The following is a 14,780-nucleotide window of genomic DNA, read 5'->3' as shown; positions in this document are numbered from 1 at the left end:
AAAAATTTCATATGGAGTTTTTTTTTGTAATATTTGTAATTTTCTAGCGATCAATATAGAAAATTTCAAATAACTCTTTGATATTAAAAGGTTTTGAAATAAATAAATCGGACTCTTTAAGTTCGTATTTTTTTCTTATTTCATCATAAGGTAAACCTGACATGATCACTACAGGACCATGAAAGAGCACGTTTGACGTTTTCTCACCCACCTGACTCGGTTTTAGCGTGTGTGCTAGCTTTACCCCATTCATCGCCCCAGCTAAGTTAACATCCGATACAATCACATCGGGCAACATGGCTTGTTTTAATGCACTCAAGACCGCTTCGGCACGATCAAAACACTGCACGATAAAGCCCATTTTTTGCAACTGTTCTCGCATAGCACTTTGTACTTCTATATCGTCTTCCACCAGCCACAATAAACTATCTGCCGGTAACGGTATGGCCTTATGACGTTCAATAGTGACGTTAGGCTCTGCCTCCTTAGCACTAAGCTGTTCAGGTAAAAACAAACACACTCGAGTCCATTTACCCGGTTCCGACGTGACTTTGATTTCCCCACCACTTTGTTTCACAAACCCATAAATCATACTCAGGCCAAGACCACTGCCTTTACCAACAGGTTTCGTGGTAAAAAAAGGTTCGAATATACGGCCTAGCACGTCTTCTGATATGCCTTCACCAGAATCTTCTACCTTGATACGAATGCCCGGCTTCGTACTATCTGGCAACATAGCGTATTTGGTTGAAAAGGATAAATGACCACCATCCGGCATGGCACCAGCGCTATTCAAAGCAAGGTTAAGCAAGGCATTTTCTAGCTGAGATGGGTCAATCAGGCTCACAAAATCCGGACACCCTAAATGACAAGACACACTAATATGGGTGCCCACACTGTATTCCACTAAATCCAACATGCCCTCAATGAGGTCATCAATTTTGGTGGGGACCGGAAACAGCTGCTGACGACGGCTAAAAGCCAACAAACGCTGCACTAAATTACTGCTTTTTTCTGACACGGCCAAAGCGCGTTCAATATACCGAGCCTGATCTGTTGTTTGCGGAGAAGAATCAGACAACATCTGCAAGTTGCCCATGATGGCCGCTAGCAGATTGTTAAAATCATGGGCAACCCCTCCCGTCAGTTGCCCCAACATCTCCATTTTCTGAGCTTGACGCAGTTGGCTTTCCACGCTTTTCCGGTCAGTTAAATCCGTATACAGGGTCACAAAGCCCCCTTCAGGCATGGGTTTAGAGCGAAACTCAATGATCTTGCCTGAATCAAAATGACGTTCAAAACTTTGACTGCGTAAATGACGAGAAATGTTCACCTCGTCCATATGAACCTGCTGATTTTCTAAATTCAGTGTTTTTTGCTGTCCCTTATTAATTAACGATTGGACCGTTTTAATGGACATACCCGCCTTTAACTCATCGGGAGACAAGTCAAACAGCGTTTCATAGCTGGGGTTCCAAGCAACCAATTCTCCTTTGCCCGAAAACACACTCAGCCCATCATTCATATTATCGAAAATGGTTTCCAACAATTTTTTCTGAGCTGAGAGTTCCGCCGTCACTTCCACTCGCCTTATTGCGTCATAGCGGAAAACTTCAAACGCGTCAGCCAAAGTACCAATTTCATCATTACGTTTAATCTTCGGACGATCTGAGTCCATATGTCCCATCGACAGCTCTTCCATGTCCTTGGTCACTGCCTGTAAATCCCTCGTCATACGCTGGCTTTGCCAATACAAACGAATCAGACCAATCATCAAAAAGATGGAAATACCAAAAATCCAATGCTGACCATTAGACACATATTTCGACACCGCCTCTCGCTGACGGGCTACCTTCTTTTGTAATGAGCCAACGAACTCACTCACTTGTGTACTAAGCTCTTCTGATTTGGCTCGAATCAAGGTCAGTAGATATTGTTTTCGTAACTGGATTTTTGCTAGACGACGGTGTGCTTTCAATAAGGCTCTGGCGATACTTTGTGCTTCTTTGCCTTTTGTATTGAGCGTCAATTGCGTCACAATACTGTCTGGCACCACATGCGGGGACTCCAGGAGCTTTAATAACCAATCCAAACCTTGTTGGGCACTAATGACATGAGCCGTGTCATTATCGGGTTTGATTTGACGAATCTTAAACTGTAAGGCATAGCTGTCTTCGCGAATGTATAACTCCTCACGAACCAGAGACACCAGCTCTTCTAAAGTCTTTTGCAGATCATCCAAGCGACCATTGACAGTGTCCCGGAAGGCCGGATCCATCAAGCTATTGGCGACACTTCTTAGAGCAGCAATACTCCGATTGATGCGTTGTGATTCTGCCTGTAGTTGAAAAGGCCGTCCAGAACCTGCCGTATAAGGTGCCGTCGCTGCTAATTGGGCTACACCTTCGGCCAGTGTTAAGGAGGTGCTGATTTCGGGTAAAGTCTGAGCTTCAAATTCTGACAGTGAATCTTCACTCACTCGCATAGACTGCCAGCCAATGCCCACCATACAAAATGCGACCACACTCACCGTCAGAATGGCAAAGGAGACTTTTTGACGAATGCTGATAAAGCGCATTTAGTTTTTCCACTCTAGTTTTTACGAACTGGCCCTTGGAAAAAATACCCGAGCCCACGCTGCGTTTTAATAAACTGTGGCGTTTTAGGGTTGCTTTCAATTTTACGGCGCAATCTTAAAATCAAAACATCGACGGTGCGATCAAAAACTTCTGCTTCCAAACCACGACTTTGATCGATTAATTGTTCCCGTGAAAAAATACGATCAGGGTGATGGACCAGCACTTCTAATAAGGAAAACTCACCCAATGTCAGCACCACTTGTTCACCGTCTTTGTTCAGCAGTTGACGAGCGGTCAGATCCAATACCCAGTTACCAAAGTATAAACAATCATGTGGGTCTTCAAGGGTATTTAACACCGGCGCTGGTGCAAGTTGTATCGCACGTCTCAGCAAAGCATGTATTCGAGCCATCAGTTCCCGCAAATTAAACGGCTTCATCATGTAGTCGTCGGCAGCTAACTCCAACCCCAGAATACGATCTGTTTCATCTCCTTTCCCTGTGAGCATCATGATGGGCATCGTAAAAAGAGCACGAACATCTCGCGCTAAATGCAAACCGTCTTCTTCACGGAGATACAAATCCATCAAGATAAGATCGACCTGTGTTTGTTCTAAATGCGCCCACATTTGTGCTCCACTGTCCGCTTCCAAGACTTGGTAACCTTTTTGCGACAGTACATCACACAACAACTGACGAATATCTTGGTCATCATCAACGATCAGTAAGGTTTTTTTATTTGGCTCGATCATCGTTACGAGTTTAATCCTATGGCTCTAATTAGGCGTTTTCGTTTTACCATGCAAAATTAATTGATTTGATAAGATTAGAAGAAAAAACCAACTTAGAATGTATCATGCTAAAATCTGCCCCATATTAACAGTTGCTGACCATGAATATGAATAATAAACGCATTTCTCTGCAACAAGGGACGTCTGAGAAACATTTTCCAGCGACAGAGGAATCTATTTTAGAGGTATTAATCGCCCATAGCGTGCCCATTAAACACGCTTGCCAAAATGGCACCTGTGGAATTTGTCTTACCCCTTTAATTACTGGCGAAATAGACTATGGTTCGCGTCAACCAAGAGGACTGAGCGACAAAGAACAAGCGGCAGGGTATTTTTTACCTTGTATTGCCAAATGCAAAACCGATATTCGCATTGGCCCTCCGAAAGTCAAGGTTCACCGATAAAGCCGGAACGTTAATCATCGACACAGCCAAAAAAAGAGTCTGTTATGTCCGCTATACTGCCCATTTACAAGCTGATGCCAGCCCTTAAACAACAACTTAACACGGCCCATGAGGCGATTTTAGAAGCGGCACCAGGGGCGGGGAAAACCACAGTCGTACCACTGGAATTGATGAACGAAGCCTGGCTTAATGGCAGACAGATCGTCATGCTCGAGCCAAGGCGGCTGGCCGCAAAAACCGCCGCCAAACGCCTCGCAGACACCTTAAACGAACCGCTAGGCAAGCGCATCGGTTATCGTATTCGTCACGAAGGCGCAGAAAGTCAAGACACTCAAGTACTGGTGGTCACCGAAGGCGTGCTAACACGCATGTTACAGGATGACCCTAGTCTTGAGTCCGTTGCACTCGTCATTTTCGATGAATTTCACGAACGCAATGTCCATTCCGACCTCGCCCTTGCTTTATGCTTACAGGCCAGAGAACTGTTTCGTGACGATTCACCACTAAAACTGCTCATCATGTCTGCCACGTTGGACACGGCCATATTAGAAGAGCGCCTCAGTTGTAAAACCTTAGTCAGCGAAGGACGCAACTTTCCCGTTACCATTCACTATGGCAATAAACGTTTAAAAACTCTAGAGGTCGCTGACGAGGTCATCAAACAAACCCTCAAAGCCTATCAGGAAGAAGACGGCAGCTTATTGGTTTTTTTGCCAGGACAAAAAGAAATTCGTCATGTGGCAAGCCAACTTAGCCAAGCCCTAAAACAAGACCCTCATGCGATGATTTTACCCTTGTATGGCGAGTTGAGCCTAAAGGAACAAGAGGTCGTGATTCAACCCATTGCCCCTCCCCATCGAAAAATTGTCTTGGCAACTGCCATTGCACAGACCAGTTTAACCATCGAAGGCATTCGTGTGGTGATTGATTCAGGCCTAAGCCGCGAAGCCCAATTCGATGCCAACACTGCCACCACACGATTACATACCCGTCGTGCCACACAAGCCGAAACCACTCAACGAATGGGACGGGCAGGAAGAAGGGAAGCAGGCGTATGTTACCGCTGGTGGAGTGAAGAGCAGCAACATCAACTCGCCCCTCAAGCATCACCACAAATAGAATGTGTCGACTTAAGCTCACTCACCCTAGACGTCGCCAAATGGGGTGTACAAGATCGACTTGAACTAGATTGGATCACCCCACCACCGCTGGGCCACTGGCAACAATCCGTCGAGTTACTTAGCACCTTAGGTGCCCTCGATCCCGATCATTTCACCCTAACGCCTCAAGGGGAAACCATGGCTCAGCTTGGTCTGGCTCCTCGTCTGGCACACCTGCTTATCGAAGGATGCCAACAAGGACAGCCAATCCTCGCCTGCCAGATCTGCGCCCTTTTATCCGAAGGTGATCCATTTACCAGTCAAAACAGCGACTTTTCTAGCCGTTTACTATGGTTCAAAGGGAAACATAACCAGCCGACTCGACGCCCCAAAAGCATCTATCAAACCTCTTTCAAGCAATGGCAGCAGCGCAGCCAAGGGCTTTCCCACTCCATCGATACAAACACGCTTTCAGACCAAGCCTTAGCCAATATTCTTGCCAGCGCGTTTACCGATCGACTCGCAAAACGGCTGGGTGAGCAAGCGAACAGCGTACGCTATAAACTCTCAAATGGTCGTATTGCGGTGCTGGATAAAAACGACACGAATGCACAAGCAGATTATCTTGTGGTGTTAGATCTTGGAGGTCATCAGGGGCACAGTGAAGATCGTATTTTCTTAGCCCAGCCATTTAATCTTGACCACTTACAGAGCCAATACCCTAACCTCTTCTCCCATCAGGATCATGTAGTAGCTTGGTCTAAAAAAGATAATCGACTGATTTACGAGTCACAAACCTGGTTAGGCAAACTCTGCGTCCATCGTAGACAAGCCAGTAAACCATCAGAAGACGCCATCCGCTCCGCCATGTGTGTTCATCTCCGCCGTGAAGGCATCGCCGCGCTACCTTGGGATGATAATAGCTTACCACTCAAAGCCAGATTGGCCTTTGCTCATCAGCAAGACACTCATTTTCTCACTAGCCAGCAAGAAAGCTGGCCCAACATGTCGGATGAGGCCTTACTAGCCTCACTGGAAAACTGGTTAGGACCCTATCTTGGCAACATCACGAATCAAGCCCAACTCGATAAAATGGATCTCAAACAAATCCTGCTAGATAGCTTACCCTGGGAATTACAAAAGCGTCTTCAAGACAAAATACCAGAACGATTATGCGTCGCCTCAGGCAATCATCATAAAGTGGACTATTCACAACCTACACCAACACTGCGAGTCAAACTACAGGAAATGTTTGGCACCATGCAAAACCCAACCATCTTAGGTATGAGCGTCAAAATAGAGCTGCTCTCTCCCGCACAGCGCCCACTGGCAGTTACTCAAGATCTGCCCTTCTTCTGGAAAGAAGCCTATCCGGAGGTAAAAAAGGAGATGCGTGGGCGCTATCCAAAACACCCTTGGCCAGACGATCCGATGAGCGCCATCGCCACAGCGAAAACAAAACGCGCTTTAGAGAAATAGTGTCTTATCACGTAAACACGACGGTTTGGTGCTTGAGAGTGATCCTCATGGAACGGTCCATTATCTTGCCCGTTTTTATGATTCCTTAAACTCTTTCCCATTCTGAATGGGATTCCAAATACCTCAGCCCTTACTTCGTTTTTAAATCACTTTCCATACAAAAACTTACATAAAATAGTCATATTGTAAATTAATACAATTTATTAGACATATTCTTTGCTTATAATGAGCAAGATTTTGCGCCATCAACCAATAACAAAACTCTTGAGAAAAGCAAAACTATCATTTTTTGATGGAATAGCTGATCAATAAGAACCATCATTCATAGCGGATAGTTTATGGAATCCAATACAAAGCTTTCGAACGACAAGTTATTTAAAATAGGGGTCAGACTGGTTAAAATCGCGTGGGGGGTAGAGATCCTTGCGGTTAGTATCGGCTTTCTTATCTCCATTATTGTCTCTTTTTCCGTATATGCCCAACTCGATACAAAAGACAGACCGCTAGATTTCGGTGACTATAGCAACATTCTGGTTGCCGCTTTACCTTTTGTCCTTGTGGCAGTCGTTGAAGCCTCCAAAATACCAATGGCCACCGCATTAATGTATGCCAAACATACTTCTTGGCGCATTCTTTTCTTCCTTGTGCTTATTATGCTGGCCACTATTACCTTTGAAACCATGTTGAATGGTTTTGAACGAAACTTTGCAGGCCTCAATATTGCCATTGATGACCGAAAAGATGCCGCTCTATTGTTACAGAACAAGATTGATGTTCTGAATCATCGCAAGCAGGACATTGATATCATTGATCCACAAAAAGTCGACTCGAATTACCAAAGCAATATCCAAAAAGCGAATGCGGCCTACTACCGATCTTTGGAAAAAGAGCGTGAATACATCAATCATGAAATCGCTAAACTCAGCTCTAATAATCAGTTAATTCAACAGTATCAAGCGGATATTAATGATCTCAATAAGAAAGAAAGTGAGATATACGATGCTTGGGATACAGAGCGAAACAGGTTAAAAACACGCTATTACGGTCAATTAAACAATTATGTGGAAGGCTCTGAAAGCGATAAGAAAAAGCTGCAAAGAGAGCTTGACCAGTTAAAAGCAGAAAAAAAGAAAGCGCTGGACGATGCCAACTTTTTCACTCGCCCTTCCGTCGAGAAAAAGTACAGTAAACTCATTTCCGAAAAAGAAGATCGTTTATACAAAATTGATGATCGAATTAATGGTGATAAAGGCTTCAGTAAACAAAACCAAAATGAGCAACAACTACAAGCTCAATTAACAGCACTAGCGGATGATTATCAGAATCGTATTAGGTTAGGTCGAGCTCGTATGGCCTATCTTGAAGAACAAATAGCATCCCAAACGAAAGACATGAAAACGAAGCGACTTAATTACCGTAATGGCTATAACGATTTTGCTAAACAAGCGAGCCAAAATCGTAACAGCGTCGTGTCACGCGCTGCGAAAGAAAAAGCAAAACTATTAGATCAATATGACGAGATTCAGGTGGAAGTCAAAGCCATCGATAATGAAATTTATGAGATTAAACAAAAACAAACCCTCATAAAAAATGAAGTGAACCGTTTGGTAAACCAAAACCAGTTCTATCGTCTTGCAGCTTATATCACGAACAAAAAAGAAGCTATTGACGTCCCCAAATCAACCGTTGGCTTAGTGGCCTTGATTTGGTATTCATCACTGGCATTCATCAGTGCGGTGACGGGGGTGCTGCTTGCTATTGCTGGACTTTATATACAGCGCATCTATGCCAAAAATGAAGACGATGACACATCACCTCGCCTTCCCTCGTCCAGCGTTCATAACAGCGCTCCGAACGAGTAAACCGGTCTAGAATAGAGCCAGCAACAATGTTCGCTGGCTCTTATGGGGAATAAAAAAATAGACCACCTTATTCAACTCTCTGCACTGCAGTATCTGTCCACCCCTTCCCTAACCAGAGACAGGGGTAAACACAGGTACCTTCTGACCATTTTCACTTGCAATAAACACCACCGTTACTGACTGTCCGATTTTAATCTGATTAAAATCATCAGCCACTAAATTGGTGAGTATGATAGGCCCTTCTTCCAGTTCAACATAGGCAATGCAGTAAGCGGGCGTTGCTCGAGTCATGACGCTATAAGAGTAAAGAACCCCCTTACCACTGGCTTCGAACCATTCACAATGATTTCGTCCAGAAAATGGGCTGTGCTCTCGCGGATAAAAAAACGCCTTGCCAGTATCCAGACAGCGCTGAATCATTAGCTTGTCTTCATTAGCAGCCTGCCAAAAAGTCTGAGTCTCTGACCACGGTTGCGGTGATGTAGGAATACGATGCGACATAATCAGCCCTCTCTTTCTAGAATTAACGTGGCACTGCCATGACGCGCCCCTAGCTGTCCACCCGTGCCATGCACTAATGCTAGAGTACAATTGTCCACCTGTACGGCAGGATGAGCTTCACCACGCAACTGACGCATGGCCTCAATCAGTTTTGTCATCCCCCCACGATTTCCCGGATGATTGTTACATAACCCTCCACCATCGGTATTAAACGGCAAGCGGCCTACCCCAGAGATCAATCCACCATCGGTGACAAAACGCCCCCCCTGGCCTGGCTCACAAAAACCAAGGTTCTCCAGTTGAATCAAGACAGTAATCGTAAAGCTATCATACAAAGAAGCATACTGAATGTCCTGAGGTGTCACACCGGCTTCAGCAAACGCTTCTTTACCCGTTTGCACGGCACCGGACTCAAGGATGTTGAAGTAACCGCCGTTAAGGTGTTTCACCGTAAAACCCGATCCAATGGGTCGAATCAACGGACGCTTAAGCTGACGAGCAACATCGGGATGAGCAATCACCAATGCCCCACCACCATCGCTTATCACACAGCAGTCCAAGCGATGCAGTGGTGTCGAGACAATTGGTGATGCAATCACCTCCTCAACCGTCACCACCTTAGGTAACATCGCATTAGGGTTATGTTGAGCATGGTGGGATGCTGCCACCTTAATCCAAGCTAACTGTTCGGAGGTTGTGCCATATTCGTACATATGACGCGCGGCACACATCCCATACATATTGGTGACCACTGGTCCGTATGGTAGCTCGAACGGAGATTCCGCTGTTGATTGTGTCTGTTTGAGATGGCTCTCGACGGGGGAAAACTTTTCCGCCCGTGGCCGACCCGCTTGGGTAATCAGAGCAACGCGGCATTTACCCGCTTGGATGGCTTGAACAGCGTGCTCCACATGATTGATATAAGACGAGCCCCACGTTTCAGAAGTATCGAAATGGCGTAATTTCAACCCCAAATACTCGACCACGGACAATGGACCAACGCCAGGAGACTCCCAACCAGGCACATCCCCCGCACAGAAATAACCATCCACATCATCGACCGTCAAGCCCGCATCCTGCAAAGCTCCCAGTGCCACGTCAGCATGTAGCTGACCCAGCGATCTATCCACGGCATGACGTGTTGGATGTTCGTAAGCGCCCACCACATAGGCTTGCCCTTTAAGCCCCATGATGTTTCTCCTCATAAAAATAGTTTAGTATGCGCTGCTTACGACTACTCGGTAGTTGCTACACCACGTAGGCAGCTCACGTTACTCATACTCCATCGAGGCTTAATCAATAACCATAAGCACATCTTGAGCAACGACACCCTTACCTTTCTCAAACGCCACCAATGGGTTAATGTCGATTTCAGTGATCTCTGGACGCTCGCTCATGAGTTGGCCCACTGTCGCCACCACATCAGCCACTGCCTCCAGATCAACGGCAGGCTCACCACGGAAGCCATTGAGCAGTTTCTTACTTTTTAGACTATTTAACTTGGCGATAATCGCTTCTTTTGGTAATTGAGGTGGCATCAATTGCACATCACCTAATACTTCCACCCAAACACCACCTAAACCAACCATGAGGATAGGTCCCCATTGCGGATCACGACTTGCTCCTACCAACAGTTCAAGGCCTTTTTGACCCATTTTTTCTACCAGCACACCATCCAACGTCAAATCTGGTCGTGCTTTATTAACATTGTCATAAAGTTTGCTCCAAGCAACACGTAATGAGCCTTCATCCTTAATGTTTAGTAAGACACCACCTGCATCACTTTTATGAGTCAGATCGGCAGACTGAGCCTTAATCACCACGGGATAACCAATTTCATTAGCGATATGGATGGCTTCATCAAGCGTCGTGGCAAGCGATCCAGTTGGTGTAGGAATAGACAGTTGCTCAAGAATTTTCTTGCCAACCCACTCAGGCTGCGTCCCTTTATTCAGGGTTAAGCTAGCAATAGCCTCTTTCTTGTCCAAGGTATTCTGTTGCTGTTGCAGCGCCTGTTGACGACCAAAACGGGTGACATTGGCTAAGGCGCGCATGGCACGCTCAGGAGAGCGCATGATAATAGCGCGGTGTTTACGCGCTTCTTCAATAAATTCTGGTGACAATGGTACATCTTCGTTTTGCATCACATAGATAGCGGGCTTATTACTACCTTTAATCGCTTCAAGGTAATAGCCTAACCACACAAGAGACGCTTCCTTAGTTGGCAAAGGCATAGAGACCAAAACACTGCCAATGGATGGATCCGCCAGTAATGACTTCACACCCTTTTCAATCAAATCAGGCTGGTAGCTCGACAGCGTGCCTAAGTCCAGAGGGTTACGAGGAGGTAAAAATTCGGGTAAATGCGCGGTCAGTGCCTTGACCTGCTCTGCTGATAATGGCGGCATTTCTAAATTGAGCTGTTCAATATAGTCCTGAGCTAAACCACAAATGGCACCAGAGGCGGTCACTAAACCTAATCCGCCGTCTGGCGCAATCGGATAGCGTAACAGCAGCTGTGTGGTATCGATCGCTTCTTCCAAGCTATTCGCGATGGTTACACCAGAATACTCTGTTATCAACTGCATGGCAGCATGGTTACCAGAAAGCGCTCCTGTATGTGACTTAGCCGCTTCCTGAGAACGCTCGCTTCGCCCTGAATGCAACAAAACGACACCTTTACCGTGACGACGGGCTTCCTTCACGGCATCAATAAACTCACTCGCAGAGCGAATTTGCTCTGCGTACACGACGATAGCCCCTGTATACTCATCCGTCGCATAATAACGGATCATATCAGACAGACCAGTCTGTGCTTCATTCCCCGTGGTCACCATATAAGAAAGAGGAACACCACGCGCTTTCAGTGATGCCGCGATATGAGCACCAATGCCACCACTTTGTGCTACCACCGCCACTGCTGGACCATTATCAGGATCAAGACGAGTCGGCAGCTCCAACTCAACCATCATGACATAGAAACCATTAACGTAGTTGAAATAACCCACGGTATTAGGACCCAGCAGAGACATATTGCCCGAGTTCGCGATGTCAGCCATCTCAAGCTGCAAATGACGACCCTCTTGACCCATTTCAGCAAAACCAGAAGCAAAACACACCGCACTGAGCACGCCTCGGGAGACACATGCTTTAATCGCATCCAGCACAGCGGACGACGGCAACATTAAAATGACTAACTCAATCCCTTCGGGCAACTGAGTAATATCCGTCAGGACCTGACGACCATCAATCTGCCCCCCGCTGCGACCAACTAAATAAACCTCTCCGCTAAACCCACCGGCTAATAAATTATTCAGGACCACTTTTCCAGCGGAACCCGGTTTGCTAGACATGCCAACAATGGCAACGGTTTTGGGATTAAGAATCGGACGAATGTCCTTGTTAAATTGGCTTTCGATAGACGAACTGGCATCGCCTTCATGATTAAATGTACTCATAACAACCTCTTATTTTTATAATTAAAGTGTCTTTGCTAAAAGTAAAATTAACAGGGCTATCATTAATCAGGCGTAATTTTATTCGCCCGTTTTTGTAAGAATGCGTTTACTCTATCTTTCGCTTCTGGTGCATCTTGCGTAATGGCGGCCATCAAAGATTCAGTCATCAAGCCATGGGACATGGGCTGTTCCGCAATCAAAGGTAATGCTTTAAGAATGGCGAAATTAGACATGGGTAAGTTACTGGCAACTTTCTCCGCTAACTCCCTAGCTTTACGCATCCCTTCACCTTTCTTCACAACGTAATGAGCAAGGCCTATTTGATGGGCTTCTGTTGCATCAACAACGTGGCCTGTTAGCATCATTTCAGCAACACGAGAAAAGCCAATCAGCTTCGCAATCCGAACCGAGCCTCCACCGCCTAAGAAAATCCCCCGTTGCCCTTCTGGCAAGCCGAAATAGGCATCACTTTCAGCAATGCGGACGTGAAGGGCCGAGGCTAATTCTAGACCACCGCCAACCACCGCCCCCTGCATTACCACAATCACAGGGACTCGACCAAACTGTATTTTGCCAAAGGCCTCATACCACAACATAGAACCTTCAATGTTTTCAGAAGAGGAAGACTCCTTCAGTTCTGACAGATCCAACCCTGCACTGAAATGCTCTCCAGCACCAGACAGAATCACGGCTCTCACGCTCTTGGGTAAGGACGAGAACACATCCATTAATTCCTCAACCATCGCCATACTCAGCGCATTACGCTTTTCAGGTCGGTTAAGCGTCACCATGGCAATGGCTCCTTCAATAGATAGCGTCACAAGCGGCGCACTACTAGTATCAAGCTCTTTCATTATTTTTATCTCCTCAATACGAATCAGCACTTGTATCTGATACCGATGTTAACCCACACCAATGCATTGATCAGTGTTGGTAAAAAACATATTGTAAACCCAATATAATGTTAACCTAGTTAACATACTGTCATGTTATTATGAAAACATCAAGCCACCTTAAAAAGCTTGGGTAATGACCTCATATCCCGTCTAATATAGACAAACATCAAGCTTCTACTTTGACATATGCTTCTGCATTAAAATGATAAATAAAAGGACAAACTGGGAATGAGATCAGGCAAAAAAACGCCGGAAGAGGGCGTATACAGCAATGAAATAAAAATAGACCCGCTAGATCTGGTATCTAAAGCGCTGGGATACTCAATAAAGCGCGCACAAGTACACGCATACGAACTTTTTTTTGAATTTCTTGGTGACAATGCCATCTCACCCGCTCGGATGACCGCATTATCTTTAATAGGAACCCACCCTGGCATTACTCAATCTGCTTTAGCCAAAAAGCTTGGCATCAGCCGAGCCGGTATTGTCAAAGTCGTCGATTGGCTGGAATCTCTCAACTTAGTAGAACGTCGTAGCAAACAAAGTGATCGTCGCAGCAACCTACTCTACCTAACGGACTCAGGACAAGATGAACTAAGCTGGTTAGCCGAACAGTCAAAAGAGTATGAAAAAATACTTGCTTCAAAACTCACGGACGAAGAACGCGACCAGCTTATTAGCCTACTGGAAAAAGTCACCCTGTCACGGTGCGACAAACAAGCCACTCGTAAAACGCCCCAATAAGACCTCATTCAAGTAACAGAGAGGACTGATTATCGGTTTTTCAGAGAGATAAAACTGCCTGTTTCGCGGACACATTCAGCCTGCAATACAGGCCTAGGGAAATCCATAGTCTCTCTTTTGTTAAATGGCTTGTTTTTTGGTCGAAATAAAATCATTTAATGAGAGAGAGGCATCTATTACAACACCTTGTCAGACACACTTATTGGGACGGTATGGTATGTCTTTTTACTTTTTTGGATTTTCTGCAGACGAAAAAAAGCCCTGACAGCATAGCTATCAGGGCTTTCTTAAATTAAATCTTGATAACGACCTCACGGATCTAACGCTATGCGTTATCCTACTTCGCAGCGCCTCCGGCGTCTTTGGCTGGTTCCTTTGGAACATTGCCAATCACATGACTTTTTAATTCAATCAAGCCCACACTACCATCGGCGATGGCAAGCGCCTGCGGCGAAAAAAGAGTCACTTCTGAGTTCCGAGATGGGATCAGGTGGCTCAACCCGGCTGATGGTTTAAAACGTTTCTTGAGACGAGAAAAAACCCTGACAGCATAAGCTATCAGGGCCTTCTAAATTAAAGCTTGACGGCGACCTACTCTCACATGGGATCTCCCACACTACCATCGGCGATGGCGCTTTTCACTTCTGAGTTCGGGATGGGATCAGGTGGTTCAACGCCTCTGTGACTGTCAAGCAAACTCGTGTGCGTAATGCGCAAATTCGTTCACTTGTCTCTGTTAACAATTCATTCTGAAATAGCGACAATCAAGCGTTAAACCGGATCGTATTCTGTGTCTTTTGTGTGTCTTACGACCTCCATGGAAGGAGGAAGTGCTAGAATGGTCAGGAACCATCTCCAGTAAAACCACTTTGGTGTTATATGGTCAAGCCTCACGAGCAATTAGTATTGGTTAGCTCAATGCCTCACAGCACTTACACACCCAACCTATCAACGTCCTCGTCTCGAA

General features: G+C 45.6%; 11 protein-coding genes and 2 rRNA genes. 4 read left to right on the top strand and 9 right to left on the bottom strand.

From position 1 onward, the window contains the following. Positions 1–43: 43 nt before the first annotated feature. Together MSP8886_RS20790 and MSP8886_RS20785 are read right to left on the bottom strand one after the other, a co-directional pair. Positions 44–2,578, bottom strand: a complete 2,535-nt coding sequence (locus MSP8886_RS20790; protein WP_067020688.1) for a PAS-domain containing protein — start codon at positions 2,576–2,578, stop codon at positions 44–46. 14 nt (positions 2,579–2,592) lie between these two features. After that, positions 2,593–3,330: a response regulator gene (locus MSP8886_RS20785; protein WP_067020685.1), complete on the bottom strand. Its 738-nt coding sequence runs from the start codon at positions 3,328–3,330 to the stop codon at positions 2,593–2,595. 140 nt (positions 3,331–3,470) lie between these two features. On the opposite strand from MSP8886_RS20785, the gene MSP8886_RS20780 reads away from it, so the two are divergent. The 3 genes from MSP8886_RS20780 to MSP8886_RS20770 all read left to right on the top strand — a co-directional run bounded on the left by MSP8886_RS20780 (position 3,471) and on the right by MSP8886_RS20770 (position 8,214). Further along, complete coding sequence (locus MSP8886_RS20780; RefSeq protein ID WP_245659165.1) at positions 3,471–3,773, top strand: 2Fe-2S iron-sulfur cluster-binding protein; 303 nt, start codon at positions 3,471–3,473, stop codon at positions 3,771–3,773. 44 nt (positions 3,774–3,817) lie between these two features. Next, a complete protein-coding gene (gene hrpB, locus MSP8886_RS20775; protein WP_067020682.1) occupies positions 3,818–6,352 on the top strand; it encodes an ATP-dependent helicase HrpB in 2,535 nt (844 codons plus the stop codon). A 338-nt stretch (positions 6,353–6,690) separates the two neighbouring features. Continuing rightward, entirely contained in the window at positions 6,691–8,214 is a 1,524-nt protein-coding gene (locus tag MSP8886_RS20770) for a hypothetical protein (RefSeq protein WP_067020679.1), read from the top strand. 108 nt (positions 8,215–8,322) lie between these two features. On the opposite strand, the gene MSP8886_RS20765 is transcribed toward MSP8886_RS20770, so the two are convergent. From MSP8886_RS20765 to MSP8886_RS20750, 4 genes are all read right to left on the bottom strand, one after another. After that, on the bottom strand, positions 8,323–8,715 hold the full coding sequence (locus tag MSP8886_RS20765) for a Zn-ribbon domain-containing OB-fold protein (RefSeq protein ID WP_067020675.1): 393 nt from the start codon (positions 8,713–8,715) through the stop codon (positions 8,323–8,325). Positions 8,716–8,717: 2 nt separating this feature from the next. Then, a complete protein-coding gene (locus tag MSP8886_RS20760; protein WP_067020671.1) occupies positions 8,718–9,905 on the bottom strand; it encodes a thiolase family protein in 1,188 nt (395 codons plus the stop codon). Positions 9,906–10,007: 102 nt separating this feature from the next. Then, complete coding sequence (locus MSP8886_RS20755) at positions 10,008–12,173, bottom strand: acetate--CoA ligase family protein (RefSeq protein WP_067020668.1); 2,166 nt, start codon at positions 12,171–12,173, stop codon at positions 10,008–10,010. Positions 12,174–12,235: 62 nt separating this feature from the next. Then, on the bottom strand, positions 12,236–13,027 hold the full coding sequence (locus MSP8886_RS20750) for a crotonase/enoyl-CoA hydratase family protein (protein WP_067020665.1): 792 nt from the start codon (positions 13,025–13,027) through the stop codon (positions 12,236–12,238). A gap of 270 nt (positions 13,028–13,297) precedes the next feature. Between MSP8886_RS20750 and MSP8886_RS20745 the strand changes: the two genes are divergently transcribed. After that, positions 13,298–13,813, top strand: coding sequence for a MarR family winged helix-turn-helix transcriptional regulator (locus MSP8886_RS20745; RefSeq protein WP_083201075.1), 516 nt, complete (start codon positions 13,298–13,300; stop codon positions 13,811–13,813). Between the two features lie 337 nt (positions 13,814–14,150). Here MSP8886_RS20745 and MSP8886_RS22725 read toward each other — a convergent pair whose 3' ends face one another. The 3 genes from MSP8886_RS22725 to MSP8886_RS20735 form a co-directional block, all read right to left on the bottom strand. Then, on the bottom strand, positions 14,151–14,279 hold the full coding sequence (locus MSP8886_RS22725; protein ID WP_281197874.1) for a hypothetical protein: 129 nt from the start codon (positions 14,277–14,279) through the stop codon (positions 14,151–14,153). Positions 14,280–14,391: 112 nt separating this feature from the next. Continuing rightward, a 5S ribosomal RNA gene (rrf, locus tag MSP8886_RS20740) occupies positions 14,392–14,506 on the bottom strand. A 186-nt stretch (positions 14,507–14,692) separates the two neighbouring features. Continuing rightward, a 23S ribosomal RNA gene (locus MSP8886_RS20735) occupies positions 14,693–14,780 on the bottom strand; the annotation flags it as partial.

Origin of the sequence: Marinomonas spartinae (assembly GCF_900089775.1) — a bacterium.
Lineage (GTDB): Bacteria > Pseudomonadota > Gammaproteobacteria > Pseudomonadales > Marinomonadaceae > Marinomonas > Marinomonas spartinae.
This window is presented reverse-complemented; position numbering and strand designations above follow the sequence as displayed.